This window comes from Ralstonia sp. GX3-BWBA (assembly GCF_003290055.1).
GTDB lineage: Bacteria > Pseudomonadota > Gammaproteobacteria > Burkholderiales > Burkholderiaceae > Ralstonia > Ralstonia holmesii.
In genome coordinates this window covers 242,376-261,112 of sequence record NZ_QMKS01000009.1, presented here as the reverse complement: position 1 = coordinate 261,112, position 18,737 = coordinate 242,376, and the positions used below count along the sequence as shown (strand labels likewise).

General features: G+C 62.8%; 16 protein-coding genes and 1 tRNA gene. 16 read left to right on the top strand and 1 reads right to left on the bottom strand.

Annotation, left to right across the window (positions count from 1 at the left end):
* The first annotated feature begins 48 nt into the window (after window positions 1–48).
* The 13 genes from ispG to DOD19_RS08645 all read left to right on the top strand — a co-directional run bounded on the left by ispG (window position 49) and on the right by DOD19_RS08645 (window position 14,071).
* On the top strand, window positions 49–1,335 hold the full coding sequence (gene ispG, locus DOD19_RS08705; RefSeq protein WP_112185133.1) for a flavodoxin-dependent (E)-4-hydroxy-3-methylbut-2-enyl-diphosphate synthase: 1,287 nt from the start codon (window positions 49–51) through the stop codon (window positions 1,333–1,335).
* 95 nt (window positions 1,336–1,430) lie between these two features.
* Window positions 1,431–2,753, top strand: coding sequence for a histidine--tRNA ligase (gene hisS, locus DOD19_RS08700; protein WP_024975964.1), 1,323 nt, complete (start codon window positions 1,431–1,433; stop codon window positions 2,751–2,753).
* Between the two features lie 64 nt (window positions 2,754–2,817).
* Complete coding sequence (locus tag DOD19_RS08695; RefSeq protein ID WP_024975963.1) at window positions 2,818–3,453, top strand: tetratricopeptide repeat protein; 636 nt, start codon at window positions 2,818–2,820, stop codon at window positions 3,451–3,453.
* A 48-nt stretch (window positions 3,454–3,501) separates the two neighbouring features.
* Complete coding sequence (bamB, locus tag DOD19_RS08690) at window positions 3,502–4,680, top strand: outer membrane protein assembly factor BamB (protein WP_112185131.1); 1,179 nt, start codon at window positions 3,502–3,504, stop codon at window positions 4,678–4,680.
* Between the two features lie 195 nt (window positions 4,681–4,875).
* The gene (gene der, locus DOD19_RS08685; protein WP_024975961.1) at window positions 4,876–6,219 is read left to right on the top strand and encodes a ribosome biogenesis GTPase Der; all 1,344 of its coding nucleotides are present in this window, start codon (window positions 4,876–4,878) and stop codon (window positions 6,217–6,219) included.
* A gap of 301 nt (window positions 6,220–6,520) precedes the next feature.
* A complete protein-coding gene (gene hfq, locus DOD19_RS08680; protein WP_004626316.1) occupies window positions 6,521–6,760 on the top strand; it encodes an RNA chaperone Hfq in 240 nt (79 codons plus the stop codon).
* Between the two features lie 72 nt (window positions 6,761–6,832).
* The gene (gene hflX / locus DOD19_RS08675; protein WP_112185129.1) at window positions 6,833–8,086 is read left to right on the top strand and encodes a GTPase HflX; all 1,254 of its coding nucleotides are present in this window, start codon (window positions 6,833–6,835) and stop codon (window positions 8,084–8,086) included.
* A gap of 55 nt (window positions 8,087–8,141) precedes the next feature.
* Entirely contained in the window at window positions 8,142–9,518 is a 1,377-nt protein-coding gene (gene hflK / locus DOD19_RS08670; protein WP_112185127.1) for an FtsH protease activity modulator HflK, read from the top strand.
* Window positions 9,519–9,530: 12 nt separating this feature from the next.
* Window positions 9,531–10,445: a protease modulator HflC gene (gene hflC, locus DOD19_RS08665; RefSeq protein ID WP_024975958.1), complete on the top strand. Its 915-nt coding sequence runs from the start codon at window positions 9,531–9,533 to the stop codon at window positions 10,443–10,445.
* 76 nt (window positions 10,446–10,521) lie between these two features.
* Complete coding sequence (locus DOD19_RS08660) at window positions 10,522–10,722, top strand: DUF2065 domain-containing protein (RefSeq protein ID WP_024975957.1); 201 nt, start codon at window positions 10,522–10,524, stop codon at window positions 10,720–10,722.
* 59 nt (window positions 10,723–10,781) lie between these two features.
* Entirely contained in the window at window positions 10,782–11,945 is a 1,164-nt protein-coding gene (locus DOD19_RS08655; RefSeq protein WP_024975956.1) for an ATP phosphoribosyltransferase regulatory subunit, read from the top strand.
* Window positions 11,946–12,040: 95 nt separating this feature from the next.
* Entirely contained in the window at window positions 12,041–13,381 is a 1,341-nt protein-coding gene (locus tag DOD19_RS08650; protein WP_024975955.1) for an adenylosuccinate synthase, read from the top strand.
* Between the two features lie 117 nt (window positions 13,382–13,498).
* A complete protein-coding gene (locus DOD19_RS08645; protein WP_024975954.1) occupies window positions 13,499–14,071 on the top strand; it encodes a phosphoribosyltransferase in 573 nt (190 codons plus the stop codon).
* Between the two features lie 375 nt (window positions 14,072–14,446).
* Here DOD19_RS08645 and DOD19_RS08640 read toward each other — a convergent pair.
* A tRNA-Leu gene (locus tag DOD19_RS08640) sits at window positions 14,447–14,531 on the bottom strand.
* A gap of 70 nt (window positions 14,532–14,601) precedes the next feature.
* Between DOD19_RS08640 and rnr the strand changes: the two genes are divergently transcribed.
* Genes rnr through DOD19_RS08625 form a run of 3 tightly spaced genes read left to right on the top strand, consistent with a single transcriptional unit; the run spans window position 14,602 to window position 18,737 of the window.
* Window positions 14,602–17,196 (top strand): ribonuclease R, encoded by a 2,595-nt coding sequence (rnr, locus tag DOD19_RS08635; RefSeq protein ID WP_112185125.1) that lies wholly within the window; start codon window positions 14,602–14,604, stop codon window positions 17,194–17,196.
* Window positions 17,197–17,235: 39 nt separating this feature from the next.
* On the top strand, window positions 17,236–17,988 hold the full coding sequence (gene rlmB, locus DOD19_RS08630) for a 23S rRNA (guanosine(2251)-2'-O)-methyltransferase RlmB (RefSeq protein WP_012761781.1): 753 nt from the start codon (window positions 17,236–17,238) through the stop codon (window positions 17,986–17,988).
* Window positions 17,988–18,737 (top strand): NAD-dependent deacylase, encoded by a 750-nt coding sequence (locus DOD19_RS08625; protein ID WP_024975952.1) that lies wholly within the window; start codon window positions 17,988–17,990, stop codon window positions 18,735–18,737. Before rlmB ends, DOD19_RS08625 begins: the two co-directional genes overlap by 1 nt.

Here is an 18,737-nt window from a genome sequence, read left to right as displayed (position 1 = left end):
CGTTTTGTAAATGGCGCGGCACCTGTGGGCGGCGCTCCTTGTCTGATCATGGAAATCACCACGCCTCTCGATTGCGCTCCAGCCTTGGTGGGCCCGTTGCCGCGCCGGAACTCGCGCGCTGCGGAAATCCGTTGGGGCGATCGCGTCGTGCATGTTGGCGGCGACGCGCCGGTCTGTGTGCAATCGATGACGAATACCGACACGTCGGACGCCATCGGTACCGCAATCCAGGTAAAGGAACTGGCGCGTGCCGGCTCTGAGTTGGTGCGCATCACAGTGGATACGCCGGCCGCCGCCGCGGCGGTGCCGGCCATCCGCGAGCAGCTCGACCGCATGGGTGTGGATGTGCCGCTGGTGGGGGATTTTCACTACAACGGCCACAAGCTGCTGCAGGACTATCCGGAGTGCGCGCAGGCGCTGTCCAAGTACCGCATCAACCCGGGCAATGTCGGGCAGGGTGCCAAGCGCGACACGCAGTTCGCGCAGATGATCGAGATCGCCTGCCGCTACGACAAGCCGGTGCGTATCGGTGTGAATTGGGGCAGCCTCGATCAGGATTTGCTCGCCCGCATCATGGACGAGAACGCGCAACGCGCATCTCCGTGGGATGCCCGTGCCGTGATGGTTGAGGCGTTGATTACCTCGGCGATCCAGTCCGCGCAGAAGGCTGAAGAACTGGGCTTGCCAGGCAGCCAGATCATCCTGTCATGCAAGGTCTCGGCAGTGCAGGATCTGATTGCTGTGTACCGCGAGCTGGCGCGTCGCTGCAATTACGCGCTGCACCTGGGTCTGACCGAGGCCGGCATGGGTAGCAAGGGCATCGTCGCTTCCACGGCGGCGTTGTCGGTGCTGCTGCAGGAAGGCATTGGCGACACGATCCGCATTTCGCTCACGCCGGAGCCGGGTGCGCCACGCGAGAAGGAAGTCATCGTCGCGCAAGAAATTCTGCAGACCATGGGCCTGCGTAATTTCACCCCCATGGTGATCGCGTGCCCGGGTTGCGGGCGCACGACCAGTACGGTGTTCCAGGAGCTGGCGGCGCGCATCCAGTCATACCTGCGTGAGCAGATGCCGATGTGGAAGATGCAGTACCCCGGCGTCGAAGAGATGAACGTGGCCGTGATGGGCTGCATCGTCAACGGTCCCGGGGAGAGCAAGCACGCCAACATCGGCATTTCGCTGCCAGGCACGGGCGAATCTCCGGCGGCGCCGGTGTTCGTGGACGGCGTGAAGGTGAAAACGCTGCGCGGCGAACGCATCACAGAAGAATTCCAGACGATCGTCGACGAGTACGTGCGCACGCATTACGGCGCACAGGCTGCGGCGACGGTCTAAAGCAGCATCAGGCTTCGGAGCCCGAAGCCGAAGCACGAAACGACTGGCCGGCCCGCATCGAGATAGATGCGAGAGCCGGTTTTCAACGTGACATCATGAGCGATACACAAAAACAACGCGTGCAGAAGATCGCCGGCGTCAAAGGCATGAACGACCTGCTGCCCAGTGACGCCCCCCTGTGGGAGCACTTTGATAACGCGGTGCGCAGCATGCTGCGCGCCTATGGCTACCAGCAGATTCGCACGCCGATCGTCGAGCAGACGCAATTGTTTGTGCGTGGCATCGGCGAGGTGACGGATATCGTCGAGAAGGAGATGTACACCTTCACCGATGCGTTGAACGGCGAGCAACTGACCATGCGCCCCGAAGGTACCGCTGCCGCCGTGCGCGCCGTGATCGAGCACAACCTGCTGTACGACGGTCCGAAGCGCCTGTGGTACACCGGCCCGATGTTCCGCCACGAGCGTCCGCAGCGCGGTCGCTATCGCCAGTTCCATCAGGTTGGCGTGGAAGCGCTTGGCTTTGCGGGCCCGGACATCGACGCAGAAGTCATCCTGATGTGCCAGCGTCTGTGGGACGACCTCGGCCTCGTCGGCCTGAAGCTGGAGCTGAACTCGCTTGGCCAGGCAGAGGAGCGCGCCGCGCACCGTGCCGACCTGATCAAGTACCTGGAAGGTTTCCAGGACATTCTGGATGAGGACGGTAAGCGCCGCCTGTACACCAACCCGCTTCGCGTACTCGACACGAAGAACCCGGCGCTGCAGGAAATGGCCGCCGGCGCGCCGAAGCTGATCGACTACCTGGGCGACGAGTCGCGCGCGCACTTTGAAGGCGTGCAGAAGCTGCTCAAGGCGAACAACATTCCGTTCACCATCAATCCGCGCCTGGTGCGGGGGTTGGATTACTACAACCTCACCGTCTTCGAGTGGACGACGGACAAGCTGGGCGCGCAGGGAACGGTGGCCGGCGGCGGCCGCTATGACCCGCTGATCGAGCAGATCGGCGGGAAGCCTGCCCCCGCATGCGGCTGGGCGATGGGGGTAGAACGCATCATCGAACTGTTGCGTGAGGAAAAGCTTGAGCCCGAAGCGCAAGGCTGTGACGTCTACATCGTCCACCAGGGCGATGAGGCGCAGGTGCAGGCGCTGATCGCGGCAGAGCGACTGCGCGATGCCGGCCTCGACGTCATCCTTCACGCCTCGCCGGAAGGCCGCAACGGTAGCTTCAAGTCGCAGTTCAAGCGCGCTGACGCAAGTGGCGCATCCTATGCGGTTATCATTGGCGACGATGAAGTCACCCAAGGTGTTGCGCAGATCAAGCCGCTGCGTGGCGATCCGACCGCGGATGCCCAGCAGACCGTGCCGTCGGACCAACTGGTCGACCGCCTGATCGATGCCATGGTGGCCAACAACGACTAACCGCGGCAGTGCGTTCGGCAGCGAACCACCGCGACCCACATCCAATATTCAAGCTCTGCAAAGCATGGCCTACGATCTCGAAGAACAGGAACAAATAGAGAGTCTCAAGCACTGGTGGCGTGATAACGGCAATGTGATCACGTGGATCGCCATCGTGGTGCTGCTCGCTGTGGCGGGCTGGTTTGGCTGGAAAAACTGGCAGCGCAAGCAGGCCGGCGAAGCGTCCGTGCTGTACGAACAGGTGCAGAAGGCCGTTGATGGCAAGGACGCTGAGAAGATCAAGCGCGCCGCGACTGACATGGAAGCCAAGTTTGGCGGCACGGCCTACGCGCAGATGAGCGCGCTGGCCGCAGCCAAGGCACTGTACGAATCCAACGATGCGGCGGGCGCCAAGGCGCAGCTGCAATGGACGGTTGATCATGCGCGCGACGATGAATACAAGGCGCTCGCCAAGCTGCGCCTGGCTGGCCTTCTGCTCGACGAGAAAGCCTACGATCAGGGCATCGCGCTAGTCTCCGGCGACGTTGCGCCGGCGTTCGCCGGGCTGTACGCCGATCGTCGCGGTGACCTGTTGGCCGCGCAGAACAAGAACGAAGACGCCCGTGCTGCCTACAAGTTGGCGCTGGAAAAGTTTGGTCCGGCCGACGCTTCCGCGCGCCAGATCGTGCAGTTCAAGCTGGATGCCCTGGGCGGCGCCTGATTGGCGCACCCGGTGCAATTCAACGCATAACAAAAGGATCCCGATTTCATGATTCACGCACTTGAGCAGGGTGGTGTCGCGCGCGGTGTTGCACAGGCGGCACGCGTGGCAGTGCTGGCGCTGGCAGCGACGGCTGTCCTTGGTGGTTGCTCGCTGTTCAGCAGCAAGAACAAGCATGAACCAGCCAAGCTGACGGAAGTTCAGCAAGTGCTGGCCGTGCGCCAGGTGTGGAGCGTGAGCGTCGGCAAGAGCGGCCGCTACGTGATGCAGCCGGCGGTGGCAGGCAACAATGTTTATGTGTCGGCCGCTGGCGGTACTGTGACCGCCCTGGATGGCGCCACCGGTCGCACGGTCTGGCAAGGCAAGGCGGACGTCGACCTGACCTCCGGCCCTGGCAGCGATGGCACGCTGACGGCGGTGGCAGGTGAGAAGGGCGCGGTCATCGCGTTCGACGAAAAGGGCGCGCAGAAGTGGAAGATCGCCGTTAACGGTGAAGTCCTGACGGCGCCGCTGGTGGGTCAGGGATTGGTGATCGTTCGCACGACCGATGGCCGCGTCTTGGGTCTGGACCCCAGCAACGGTGAACGCAAGTGGATTTATCAGCGTTCTCCGTCGGCGCTGAACCTGCGTAGCAGTCTGCCGATGATTTTCGCCGGCGATAACATCGTCCTCGGTTTTGCCGGTGGCAAGCTCGGTGCGCTGTCGGCCAGCAATGGCGCGTTGCGCTGGGAAGCTGCCGTGTCGTATCCGCGTGGTGTATCGGAAATCGAGCGCCTGAACGATGTGACCGGTGCACCGACGATCAACGGTTCGCAAGTCTGTGCGGCCAGCTTCCAGGGGCGCGTGGCTTGTTTTGATCTGAGCACCGGCGCTCCGCGCTGGGGTCGTGATTTCTCGTCGCCGACCGGTGTGACGCAGGATGATGACGGGCTGTTCGCGGCGGACGAGAAGTCGGTGGTCTACGGTTTTAACGCACAAAACGGTGCCGATCTCTGGAAGAACGACGCACTGCTGTGGCGCGACCTCGGTACGCCGCTGGCGTTTGGCCGTGCGGTCATCGTGGGCGATTCCGAAGGTTGGCTGCACTTCCTGTCGCGTGACGACGGCAAGTTCGTCGCCCGCGTGAAAACCGACAGCAGTGCCATTGGCGCAGCACCCGTGGTGGTTGGCCAGACGTTGGTCGTCCAAACCCGCGGTGGCGGTGTCTACGGCTATCTGCCGAAATAACATTGGCCGCCGCGGCCCGGATGGGCTGTGGCGGCACACGCATCACATCGGGGCGGCATCGCCGCCTTGGACTTGCGCCCGCGTACTCCGCGGGCGTCTTGCATCTGTGTCATCAGGCATTCAGCCGTGCAGATGCCAACCGCAGTTGCAACAATCAGAATTTGCCGTGGCGCCATTCGCGTGCGGCACACAAGCATGAAACCAGTCATTGCCCTCGTAGGGCGGCCGAATGTCGGCAAATCGACCCTCTTCAACCGTCTGACGCGCTCGCGTGACGCGTTGGTCGCGGATATCCCTGGCCTGACGCGCGATCGTCACTACGGCGAAGGCCGTGTGGGCGACCGTCCGTTCATCGCCATCGATACCGGCGGCTTCGAACCCGTCGCCAAGGACGGCATCGTTGCGGAGATGGCGAAGCAAACGCGCCAGGCCGTGGTCGAAGCCGATGTCGTGATCTTCATCGTCGATGGTCGTCTGGGGCTGGCGCCGCAGGATCGCGTGATTGCCGATTACTTGCGCAAAACCGGGCGCCGCATCCTTTTGGCCGTCAACAAGGCTGAAGGCATGCGCTACACCGCCGTCGCCAGCGATTTTTACGAACTTGGTCTGGGCGATCCGGCTGCTATCTCGGCGGCGCACGGTGATGGTGTCAATGACTTGGTGGCCGAAGCGCTCGACCTGGCGTTTGCCGAGCGCCCCGAGCTTGCCGAGGCAGCCGACGCGCACAACCACGGCACTCGTATTGCCATCGTTGGCCGTCCGAACGTCGGTAAGTCGACTCTGGTGAACGCCCTCATCGGCGAAGAGCGCGTGATCGCGTTCGATATGCCGGGCACTACGCGCGATGCCATCTACGTGGATTTCGAGCGTAACGGCAAGCCTTACACGCTCATCGATACGGCCGGCTTGCGCAAGCGTGGCAAGGTGTTCGAGGCAATCGAGAAATTCTCGGTGGTGAAGACGCTGCAGTCGATTGCCGACGCTAACGTGGTTGTGCTGATCCTCGACGCACAGCAGGACATTTCCGACCAGGACGCGCATATCGCTGGTTTCATCGTCGAGTCCGGGCGCGCGCTGGTGATTGGCGTGAACAAGTGGGATGGTCTGACCGGCCATGCTCGCGATCGAATCAAGCACGATATGGAGCGCAAGCTGCAGTTCCTGTCGTTTGCCAACGTGCATTACATCTCGGCCAAGGAGCGCACGGGCATTGGCGCGCTGATGAAGTCCGTGGACGCCGCTTACGCAGCCGCCATGGTCAAGCTGCCGACGCCCAAGCTCACGCGCGTGCTGATGGAGGCGGTGGAGTATCAGCAACCGCGTCGCGCAGGCGTCTCGCGGCCGAAGCTGCGCTACGCGCACCAGGGCGGTTCCAACCCGCCGATCGTGGTGATTCACGGCAACGCGCTGTCGAATATCCCCGAGACCTATCGCCGCTTCCTGGAGGGGCGTTTCCGCGAGGCCTTCCAACTGAAAGGCACGCCGCTTCGGATCGAATTTCGTACGAACAAAAACCCGTACGCTCAATCGAACGATTGAGCATCGCACGGGCGGTGCTCGACGGCGGGGGCGTGTGACGTGGGGGCATTCGAACGGGGGATCACCAAAATGGCCGAGCCATTTCATATGGCGGGGTCATCGGTTTTCCGTTTGCTTTCCCTGATTTCTAAGGCTAAATTCTCGAGACATGGCGCTTGGTGTCTGCAAACCCAGGCGCCATCGGCGTCATTTGGACGCGTCTGGCCGACTCTTTTTGACGAACTTTTTTTGCGTCGCCTGCTTGAACCCGGGCTTCCTAGCCCCATAACCCATCACTAAACCTATAAATCTGGAGTGTGCCATGAGCAACAAAGGGCAATTGCTACAAGACCCGTTTCTGAATGCGCTGCGTAAGGAGCATGTGCCGGTGTCGATCTACCTCGTCAACGGTATCAAGCTGCAAGGCAACATCGAGTCGTTCGACCAATACGTCGTGCTCCTGCGTAATACCGTGACGCAGATGGTGTACAAGCATGCGATCTCCACCGTGGTGCCGGCCCGTGCCGTGAATTTCCGCGTGGACGAAGCGCCTGACGCCTGATTCTGCCTCGCTCCCGCCGCCGTCCGCGCGGCGGGACGCACCAACCCGTTTCTCCCTTCTCTATTTCCCCGTTTGGCATCTCATCCCACCTCCAGCTCGGAGCCGACGCGCGCTATCTTGGTCGCTGTCGATTTCGGCAAACACGATTTCCAGAAAAGTCTGAGTGAACTGGCGCTGCTAGCCTCCACAGCGGGCTCTGAACCTGTGCGCGCGGTTACGGGCAAGCGTTCCCGGCCTGATGCAGCGCTGTTCATCGGCGCAGGCAAGGCAGAAGAGGTGAGGATTGCCGCAGACGAGGAAGACGCGGAAATCGTCATCTTTAACCACGCGCTGAGTCCTGCTCAGCAGCGTAACCTTGAGCGCTTTTTCGGGCGCCACGTGGTGGACCGGACCGGCCTCATCCTCGATATTTTTAGCCAGCGCGCGCAAAGCCACGTCGGTAAGGTGCAGGTGGAACTTGCGCGTGTGCGATATCAGGCGGCCCGCCTAGTGCGGGCGTGGAGCCACTTGGAGCGCCAGAAAGGCGGGGTCGGCCTGCGCGGCGGCCCGGGCGAGCGTCAGCTCGAACTGGACCGGCGGATGCTGGATGAACGCGCCAAACGGCTGTCGTCCGAGTTGGACAAGCTGCAGCGTCAGCATGACACGCAGCGCCGTTCGCGCAGCCGCAACGACGCGTTTTCTGTCTCCCTGGTCGGCTATACCAACGCCGGCAAATCGACGCTGTTCAATGCGCTGACCAAGGCACGTGCGTACGCGGCCAACCAATTGTTCGCCACGCTGGATACGACGTCCCGCCGGCTGTACCTGGAAGGGCTGGGCAATGTGGTGCTGTCGGATACGGTCGGCTTCATCCGCGATTTGCCTACGCAACTGGTGGCTGCTTTCCGCGCCACGCTGGAAGAGACCGTCCACGCCGACGTGCTGCTGCATGTGGTGGACGCCGCCAGCACCGTCAAGCACGAGCAGATGGAGCAGGTCGATCGCGTGCTGGATGAAATCAACGCCAGTGGCATCCCGCAGATTTTGGTGATGAACAAGATCGACGCGGCGGAGGAGTTGCGTGCGGCTGGCCCGCGCATCGAGCGCGACGAAACCGGCGCCGTGCGGCGTGTGTTCGTTTCTGCCATCGAAGGCAGCGGGCTTGATCTATTGCGCGAGGCGCTGGTCGAGACCGCGATCCGCCTGCGGGAGAACCCTGCGTCGCATGGTGACGATTTCGATCCGCGCTTCGATACCCGTCGTGATTCGCTGCCCGCGCACCGTGACGAACTGTCGCAAAGCTTGCCGAGCAGCGGTTCTTCCGCCAAAGGTGACGAAGAGGGCTGATAGAATGCCCCGTTACTCCTTCGCAGTCAGCCAATCAGGACAAGCCCGACCGCTCATGCCCGAGATTTCGACCCAGCCTTCTTCCATAGCCTCGCCGCGTAATGTGCGAGGTTTGTGGCACCGCTTGCGTGTGCTGCTTTCGCTGAACGATCCGCGCTGGGGTCGCGGCGATGACAACAACGCCGAGCGCGAAGACAAAGACGAACCGAAGCGTCAAAGCAAGCCGCCTCAGGAAGGCCCCCCGGACCTCGACGAGTTGTGGCGCGACTTCAATCGCCGGCTGAACAACCTGTTCGGTCGCAAGGACAGCGGTAACGGTAATGACGGCCCCACGCCGCTGCGTCCGGGTAACGGCCGAGGTGGTTCGGGCCTGGGCGTCGGCGTGCTGCTGGCGGTGCTCGTTGGTCTGTGGCTGGCCAGCGGTTTCTTCATCGTGCAGGAAGGCCAGACGGGCGTGATCTTGCAGTTCGGCCGTTTCAAGTATCTGGCAACGCCGGGTATCAATTGGCGCTTGCCGTATCCGATCGAATCGCACGAGATCGTGAACCTGTCGGGTGTGCGTACGCTTGAAATCGGTCGTACGACGCAGATCAAGGACACGAACCTGAAAGACTCGTCGATGCTCACGCAGGACGAGAACATCGTCGACGTGCGGTTCTCGGTTCAGTACAACATTGCCAACCCGGTCGACTACCTGTTCTACAACCGTACGGACCGCGGCGGCGATGAAGAACTGGTGACGCAGGCGGCTGAGACGTCGGTGCGCGAGATCGTCGGCCGTAACAAGATGGACGCGGTGCTGTACGAAGGTCGCGATGCCGTTGGCCGCAACTTGGCCGAATCGATTCAACGCATCTTGTCGGCGTACAAGACTGGCATCCGAATCCTTAGCGTCAACGTGCAGAGCGTGCAGCCGCCCGAGCAGGTGCAGGCTGCGTTCGACGATGTGACCAAGGCGGGCCAAGACCGCGAGCGTGCTATCTCCGAAGGTCAGGCGTATGCCAACGACGTGGTGCCGCGCGCCAAGGGTACGGCCGCACGTCTGGGTGAAGAGGCGCAAGGCTACAAGGCACGGGTCATCGCACGTGCGGAAGGTGACGCGGCTCGCTTTGCCTCAGTGCAGCGCGAATACGCGAAGGCGCCGCAGGTCACGCGCGACCGTATCTATCTGGAAACCATGCAGGACATTTACGCCAACTCGACCAAGGTGCTGGTCGACCAGAGCAACGGCAGCCTGTTGTATTTGCCGCTGGACAAGCTGATCGCGCAGACGCAGGGCGATACATCGCGTCCCGCTGTCGCGCCGGGTGCGTCGCCTCAGGACAGTGGTTCTGCGCAGGGCGTGCCGACTCCCTCCAACCCGTCACCGGCCAATGACGCAGACTCGCGCTCGCGCGAAGCACTGCGCAACCGTGACCGCGATTCGCGCTAACAGGAGGGCACTATGAATCGTCTGATTTCGGCCTTCGTGGCGCTGGTCATTGCCCTGGCGGTGTTCTCGTCGGTGGTGTTCGTGGTGGACCAGCGGCAGTACGCCGTGGTGTTCGCCTTTGGTGAGATCAAGCAGGTCATCAAGGAGCCGGGGCTGCACTTCAAGCTTCCGCCGCCGCTGCAGAACGTGGTGTTCATGGATAAGCGCCTGCAGACCATCGATGTGGCCGGCGCCGATCGTTTCATCACGGCAGAGAAGAAGAACCTGCTGGTCGACTGGTTTGTGAAGTGGCGCGTCTCCGATCCGCGTCTGTTCTACGTGAGCTTCAAGGGCGATAACCGCCTCGCACAGGACAGCATGACGCAGAAGATCAACTCCATCGCTCGCGATGAGTTTGCGCGCCGCACTGTGTCTGACGTGGTATCGACGGATCGTGAAGCCGTGATGCAGAGCATCCTCAAGGGTGTGCAGGAGTACGGCAAGTCGGTTGGTGTAGACATCATCGACGTGCGCCTGAAGCGGGTGGACCTGCTGGCCAGCGTGACCGAATCGGTCTACCGCCGCATGGAAGCCGAGCGCAAGCGGGTGGCCAACGAGCTGCGTTCGACGGGTGCTGCAGAGGGCGAGAAAATCCGTGCCGATGCCGATCGTCAGCGCGAAGTCGTCCTGGCCGATGCCTACCGCGATGCGCAGAAGATCAAGGGTGAGGGCGACGCCCGCGCCGCTGACGTTTACGCCGATGCGTTTGGCCGTGATCCGCAGTTCGCCGCATTCTGGCGCTCCATGGAGGCGTATCGCGCGTCGTTCCGCGATCGGAAGGACGTGATGGTGCTGCAGCCGAACAGCGATTTCTTCAAATACATGCGTAGCCCGAACGGCGGCAGCTCGGCGGCAGCACCGGCTGCCCAGACGGGGCGCCATCGCTAGTACAATGCGTCGCTGATCATTTGAGGCGGACAAACCCCGGCTTGCCGGGGTTTTGTTCGTTCTCCAAGCGCATCCCATGGAAGAGTCACTCCCCACCGTTTTGCTGGCAGCGTGCGCGCTGGTGCTCGTATTCGAGGGCATCCTGCCGTTCGTGGCGCCGCGGGCTTGGCGACGCGCCTTCCAGACGCTGACCGAACTGCCGGACGAAAAGCTTCGCGCGATCGGCTTAGTGTCGATGGCGATCGGACTGATCCTCCTGCGGTTGCTGCATCGCTAGCGCACTGCCTGCGTTTTTTACGAATTTCTGCCGTACCAAGACTCCCGAGCGAGACCGCCATGCCGACCAATTGGCTGCTGCCTGAATCCATTGCTGATGTGCTGCCTTCAGAGGCGCGCAAGATTGAAGAGTTGCGCCGCCGCATGCTCGACCTGTTCCGTACTTACGGCTACGAACTGGTCATGCCCCCCATGCTGGAATACATCGAGTCGCTGCTCTCGGGCACCGGTCACGATCTGGACCTGAAGACGTTCAAGCTGGTCGATCAACTTTCAGGCCGCACCATCGGCCTGCGCGCCGACATCACGCCGCAAGTCGCCCGCATCGACGCCCATTTGCTGAACCGCGCTGGCGTGACGCGCCTGTGCTATGCGGGGTCGGTATTGCATACCCGCCCGAGTGGGTTTCACGTCACGCGCGAGCCGCTGCAGATCGGCGCTGAGATCTATGGCCATGCCGGTCTGGAAGCCGATCTGGAAATTCAGGAGCTGATGCTCGCCGCGCTGTCGGCCGCGGGGCTGGCCGATGTACGCCTGGACCTTTGCCACGTTGGGGTGGTGGCGGCGTTGCTGGAGCAATCGCCGGTTGCCGTCGGCCTTCAGGATGACCTCTTCACGGCGCTCGCAGCCAAAGATGTGCCTGCTCTGCGCGCCATCACGGCCGATCTGCCGCCGGCGCAGCGCGACGCCATCAACCTGCTGCCAGCACTGTACGGTGGTGTCGATGTGCTGGGCCGTGCGCGCAAGCAGTTGCCCGCGCTGCCCGCCATCGGCCGTGCGCTGGACGATTTGGCTACGCTGGCCGAGCGCGCAGGCGGTGCGACCGTCAACATCGACTTGGCCGACCTGCGCGGCTACCACTACCACAGTGGTGTGATGTTCACTGCCTATGTGGCCGGTGTGCCAAATGCCGTGGCGCGTGGCGGTCGGTATGACAAGGTCGGAGAGGCTTTCGGCCGTGCTCGCCCGGCGACCGGCTTTTCGCTGGATCTGCGCGAGGTCGCCGGCATTTCGCCGGTGGAGGCGCGCGCCGCTGCCATCCACGCGCCCTGGTCGGGCGATGCCAAGCTTCGTGAGGCGATCGCTGCGCTGCGCGCGGCGGGCGAGATTGTTATCCAGTCGCTGCCGGGCCACCCGGAAGATCTGGAGGAGTTCGCTTATGATCGGCAACTCGTCGAAGAGGGCGGTCGCTGGATCGTCAAGCCCCGCAACGCTTCGGTCTGAAGTTGTTGCATAACGTTGTGTAAATACCCGGTAATTCCAGGGAAGGCCCTGGCAACAAGGGTAGAATACGTTTTTAACCCATCTGCAAATTCAACATGTCCGCACCAGCAGTGAGCCAAGGACGCAATGTCGTCGTCATCGGCACCCAGTGGGGTGACGAAGGTAAAGGGAAAATCGTCGATTGGCTGACCGATCATGCGCAAGGCGTGGTTCGTTTCCAGGGCGGACATAACGCAGGCCATACCCTCATCATCGGCGGCAAGAAGACGATCCTGCGTCTGATTCCGTCGGGCATCATGCGCGACGGCGTCGCGTGCTACATCGGCAACGGTGTCGTGCTTTCGCCTGAAGCGCTGTTCAAGGAAATCGACGAGCTGGAATCGGCCGGCGTGCAGGTGCAGAACCGCCTGCGCATTTCAGAAGCCACCAATCTGATCCTGCCGTATCACGTGGCCATCGACAAGGCGCGCGAAGCCAAGCGCGGCGCCGCCAAGATCGGTACCACCGGCCGCGGTATCGGCCCGGCATACGAAGACAAGGTAGCCCGCCGCGCGCTGCGTGTGCAGGACCTGTTCGATCCGGCTTACTTTGCCGAGCGTCTGCGCGAAAACCTGGACTTCCACAACTTTGTTCTGACGCAGTACCTGAATCACCCGGCGCTGGACTTCCAGCAGACCCTGGACGAGATGCTGTCGTATGCAGGCCGCATTGCCCCGATGGTGACGGATGTGTCGGCCGAACTGTTTGCCGCAAACGCAGCCGGCAAGAACCTGATGTTCGAAGGTGCGCAAGGCACGCTGCTCGATATCGATCACGGCACCTATCCGTTCGTCACGTCGAGCAACTGCGTGGCGGGCAATGCCGCCGCAGGTGCAGGCGTCGGCCCGGGCCAACTGCATTACATCCTTGGCATCACCAAGGCGTATTGCACACGCGTGGGTTCAGGCCCGTTCCCGAGCGAGCTGTATGACGCGGACAACCCGGCGCGCCAAGATCCGATCGGTGTGCGTCTGGCCAATGTCGGCAAGGAATTCGGCTCGGTTACGGGCCGGCCGCGCCGCACGGGCTGGCTGGATGCCGCCGCTCTGCGTCGTGCGATCCAGATCAACGGTGTGTCGGGCCTCTGCATGACCAAGCTCGATGTGCTGGATGGTCTGGAAACCCTCAAGCTGTGTGTCGGCTACATGCTCGATGGCAAGGAAATCGACATCCTGCCGCGTGGCTCCGATGCCGTGGCGCGTTGCCAGCCGATCTACGAAGAATTCCCGGGCTGGAACACCTCGACCTTCGGTCTGAAGGAGTGGGATGCGCTGCCCGAGACCGCTCAGGCTTACCTGAAGCGCGTCGAAGAGGTGGCCGGCGTCCCGATCGCCATGATCTCGACTGGTCCTGACCGCGACGAGACCATCCTGCTGCGTCATCCCTACAAGGACTGACGCGATAGCTCCCAGATTCGCCCGGTGATTCGCCGGGCGAATTTGCATGGAGCGCCGTTTTTCATAGAACACGATAGCGGCAACTCACGCCGCATTCACGATACGAAGAGGTACACCATGAACCAGCCGATCAACGACGACTCGCATCTGTGGGTGTCGTGGGATGACTACCACGGCCTGATCGAGCGCCTGGCGCTCGTCGTGCACGAGTCGGGCTGGAAGTTTGACAAGATTCTGTGCCTGGCGCGCGGCGGCTTGCGGGTTGGCGATCAGCTTTCACGCATCTACGACCTGCCGTTGGCCATCCTGGCGACCAGCAGCTATCGCGAAGCCGCAGGCACGCAGCAGGGCGATCTCGACATCGCGCAATACATCACCATGACCCGTGGCGAGTTGTCGGGCCGCGTGCTGCTGGTGGATGATCTGGTGGATTCGGGCATCACGCTGGAGCGCGTTGGGCGTCACCTGAAGGAGCGCTATCCGGCCGTGACCGACGTGCGTACTGCTGTGCTGTGGCACAAGGCGTGCTCGAAGATCAAGCCTGATTATGCCGTGCAGTTTCTTGCGACCAATCCGTGGATCCATCAGCCGTTCGAGGAGTACGACACGCTGCGCCCGCATAACTTGGCGGCCTGGATCAAGCGCGGCAAGTCACGTTCGGCCGGCAACGGCGAGGCGCCATCAGTTTGAGGCGTTGGTCGCGATTGCGTCGAGACGCTAACGGAGTGGCGTGTGCGGCTTGCGTCGTGCGTGCCACTTCGGTAACCTGCTGTCACGGGCCGCAATATTGCCCCGAAACCCGCGTACGGATTGGCTTTGCAGGAGTGGCCCAATGCGAGGTGCGCGGTTGATCGAAGCGAGGTGTGTCTTTGTGGATGCACTGGGCTTCGAGCCCACCCAGCGTTTGGGGCAGGTGAGTCCGGTGATCCCGGCTCGGCCCTGGCGCGATAGCCAAGACACAATGCACGTCGCACTTCGCGGAATGTCGCATCAGCAACTGAACAACAGCAATCCGGCCGCGGAAAAGAAAAACGGCGCAACTTGCGTTGCGCCGTTCCTAAACTCTGGTGCCCAGGAGAGGACTCGAACCTCCACGGAGTTACCCGCTAGTACCTGAAACTAGTGCGTCTACCAATTCCGCCACCTGGGCAGGTGTGCGTGTACCGAAGCTGCAATTATTACGGGATCCAGCGATCCTGTCAACACTCTAGAAGAAAAAATTGAATCAACCGACTTATCCGATCCCAAGCCGCGAGGAAATCCTCGGTGTGCTGCGCACGTCGGGGTCTCCGTTGTCTGCTACCGATATTGCCAAGACGCTGTCTGTCACGCGCAAGGAGCATGACGGCTTTATCAAGCGTCTGACCGCCATGGAGCGGGATGGTCAGATCGAACTCAACCGCAAGGGGCGCTACGAACTGGCGCACCAGCCCAATTTCATCGAAGGCCGCGTGATCGGTCATCGCGACGGCTTCGGCTTCTTCGTGCGCGATGACGGCGAGCCCGATATCTTCCTGCCCGAGCGTGAGATGCAGAAGGCCATGCACGGTGATCGCGCCCTGGTGCGCGCCGTGGGCTACGACCGCCGCGGGCGCTCGGAAGGGCAGATCGTCGAGATCCTGCAGCGGGCCAACAAGCGCGTCATCGGCAGGTTGCTGTCGGAAAGTGGCACGCTGGTTGTGGCGCCTGAAGACAAGCGTCTCGGCCGCGACATCCTGATTGCGCCGAAGGGGCAGGGCAAGGCCAAGGTTGGCCAGGTGGTAAGCGTTGAGATCCTGGAATATCCGGACCGCTACGTACAACCGATTGGCCGCGTGGTCGAAGTGCTGGGTGAGATTGACGACCCTGGTATGGAGATCGAAATTGCCGTGCGCAAGTACGGCGTGCCGCACGAGTTTTCCGAGCCGACGCAGCGCGAGGCGGAAGCGCTGCCCGACTTGGTCCGCGATGTCGATCTGGCAGGTCGCATCGACTTGCGCGATGTGTCGTTCGTCACCATCGACGGCGAAGACGCGCGCGACTTCGATGACGCTGTCTACGCGGAGCCCGTCAAGATCGGCCGCAGCAAGGGCTGGCGTCTGATCGTGGCGATTGCCGACGTGTCGCATTACGTGCGGCCTGGGCACCCGTTGGATGCGGACGCCATTGATCGCGCGACTTCGGTCTATTTCCCGCGCCGCGTGATCCCAATGCTGCCGGAGAAGCTCTCCAACGGCTTGTGCTCACTGAACCCGGAAGTGGACCGTCTGTGCATGGTCTGCGACGCGGTGATCACGGCCAAGGGCGAGGTCAAGGCTTATCAGTTCTATCCGGCGGTGATGCACTCGAAGGCGCGCCTGACCTACAACGAGGTCTGGGCGATTCTGTCGAACGTGAAAGGCCCGGAAGCTGCCAAACGGGCGCCGCTGGTGCCGCACCTGCAAGACCTGTACGAGCTGTATCAGACGCTGCTCAAGGCCCGCCGCGAGCGCGGCGCGATCGACTTCGATACCACCGAGACGTACATCGTCTGCAACGCGCAGGGCAAGATCGAGCAGATCCTGCCGCGCACCCGCAATGATGCGCACAGGCTGATCGAGGAGTGCATGCTGACGGCCAACGTCTGCGCGGCCGAGATGCTGGAGAAGTACAAACATCCGGCGCTGTACCGCGTCCACGCTGGCCCGACGGAAGAAAAGCTGCAGGCGCTGCGGGCCTTCCTGAAAACCAGCGGCTTGACCCTGGGTGGCGGCGACAAACCGCAGGCAGCCGATTACGCCGAACTGATGGAAAAGGTGGCCGCACGCCCCGACGCTCCGATGCTGCAGACCATGCTGCTGCGCTCGATGCAGCAGGCGGTCTACAGCCCGGACAACATCGGCCACTTTGGCCTGGCGTATCCGGCGTATGCGCACTTCACGAGCCCGATCCGCCGCTACCCGGATTTGCTGGTGCATCGCTCCATCAAAGCGATCCTGCACCGCACGCGTTACGTGCCTGGGCTTGCACCGGGCGTGCAGTTGAATAGCGCGCTGTCGCCCAAGGCGCGTCGTTTGCAAGCCGAAGCCGAGAAAGGCGTGCCGGCAGCGGTGGTCAACAAGGCCAAGGCGGAAGCGATCTGGAATGAACTGGGCGTGCACTGTTCGGCCAACGAGCGTCGCGCCGACGAAGCCTCGCGCGACGTCGAAGCCTGGCTCAAGTGCTACTTCATGCGCGACAAGCTCGGCAACGAGTTCTCGGGCACCGTCAGCGCGGTCACCTCGTTCGGCATCTTCGTGCAGCTCGACGAGCTGTACGTGGAAGGCCTCGTACACGTGACCGAGCTGGGCAGCGATTACTTCCAATACGACGAAGCCCGCAACGAACTGCGCGGAGAGCGCACGGGCATCCGTTATCGGCTGACTGATCGCGTGCGCGTGCAGTTATTGCGCGTGGATCTGGATGCCCGGAAGATGGATTTCCGCCTGATCCAGGAGCCCTCAACCAAGGCGCTGCGCCCGGCCAAGGTGACTGGCGTGCCGGAAGCCGCGACCGCGCGTCAGCCTGCCGGCGCAACGTCGGCGCCATCGGTCGGCCGCAAGAAGCCGCGCCAGTTGGCCGCATTGCTGGGCGGTACGGCCAAGCCGGAGGAATCGTTCGACGAGACGCTCGATCGCGTCATCGAAGAGCAGCCGGTGTTCGAGCCGGGTGGCCGTGCACTGCCCCCGGGCCATGCCCATGCCAAGCCGGCGCGTAAGAAGCAGCCGGCGCGTGGCACGAAGCCCAAGGGTGGTGCCAAGACTGCTGCGCCGCGCAAGGTGGCAGGCAAGGCCTCGCATAAGACCAAGGGGCGTTAAAGCGGCCGGGGAGCGAGGGCAGACGGGTACAATCGCGCCATGTCTAAATCCAAGCTCCTCATCGGCTTTCATGCCGTCACCGCCCGACTGCGCCACGGCGCCAAGTCGATCGACGAAATCTACTTCGAGGCCAACCGCCGCGACCGCCGCATGCAGGATTTCCTGAAAGCGGCGGAAGCTGCGGGCGTTCGCCTCATTCCTGCTGACGCCGACCGCTTGCGCGGGATTGCCGGCACCGATCGTCACCAGGGCGTGGTTGCCAAGGCAGAGTCGCTGTCGCTGGCGCTCAATCTTGATGAACTGCTCGACGGTATCGAAGGCACGCCGCTGCTGCTGGTGCTTGACGGTGTGACCGATCCGCATAACCTGGGCGCGTGCCTGCGCGTGGCCGATGCCGCTGGCGCGCACGCCGTGATTGCGCCGAAGGACCGTAGCGTTGGAATCAACACGACGGTCGCCAAGGTGGCCAGCGGCGCGGCGGAAACCGTCCCCTACATCACCGTGACCAACCTGGCGCGCACGCTGCGTGAGTTGCAGGAACGGGGCGTGTGGGTTATCGGCACGGCTGATGAAGCCGAACAGGATCTCTACCAAGCCGACTTCAAAGGCCCCATTGCCATCGTGATGGGCGCCGAAGGTGAGGGCATGCGTCGCCTCACGCGCGAAACGTGCGACGCGCTGGTCAGCATTCCAATGGCGGGCAGCGTGGAAAGCCTGAACGTGTCGGTGGCCAGCGGCGTGTGCCTGTTTGAAGCTGTGCGCCAGCGGGCAGCGGCACCTGCCAAGAAGTAATGCGTGTCGAACCCACGGCCGCATCCGATGCGGCTGCATTGGCCCAGGCCCACGCCTGGGTCGAGGCCGCCCAGCACGTTATGGTGCTGACGGGGGCTGGCGTCTCGGCCGAATCCGGCGTGCCCACGTTTCGTGATGCGCTGACCGGCCTGTGGTCGCGCTTCAACCCTGAAGACATGGCCACCGAGGCCGCGTACCGCAAGCACCCGCGCATGGTGTGGGACTGGTATCAGGAGCGCCGCGAGCGCGTGCTGCAGGCGCAGCCGAATCCCGCCCATCTTGCGATTGCCGCGCTGGCCAAGCGCAAGACGGTGACGCTCGTCACACAGAACGTGGATGGTTTGCATCAGCGCGCCGGCAGCGAAGGCGTGGTCGAGCTGCATGGCAACCTGTTCGCCAACAAATGGCTGGGTGGCTGCGGCAAATGCGATGTCGCCACGGCCGTGCCAGGCAGGCCGCCACGTTGTGCGACGTGTGGCGCGATGCTGCGCCCAGGCGTGGTGTGGTTTGGCGAGCAACTCCCGCTTGTGGCGAACTACCGCGCTGAAGAGGCCGCCAACACGTGTGACGTATGCCTGGTGGTGGGCACGTCCGGCATGGTGTATCCGGCGGCCGGACTGCCGGGGTTGGCAAAGGACCACGGCGCCAAGGTGATCGTCGTGAATCCGGAGCCGAGCGCGCTGGATGCAACGGCCGATCTGGTGATCCACCAGCCGGCGGGCGTGTGCTTGCCCGCCATGCTGGGATAA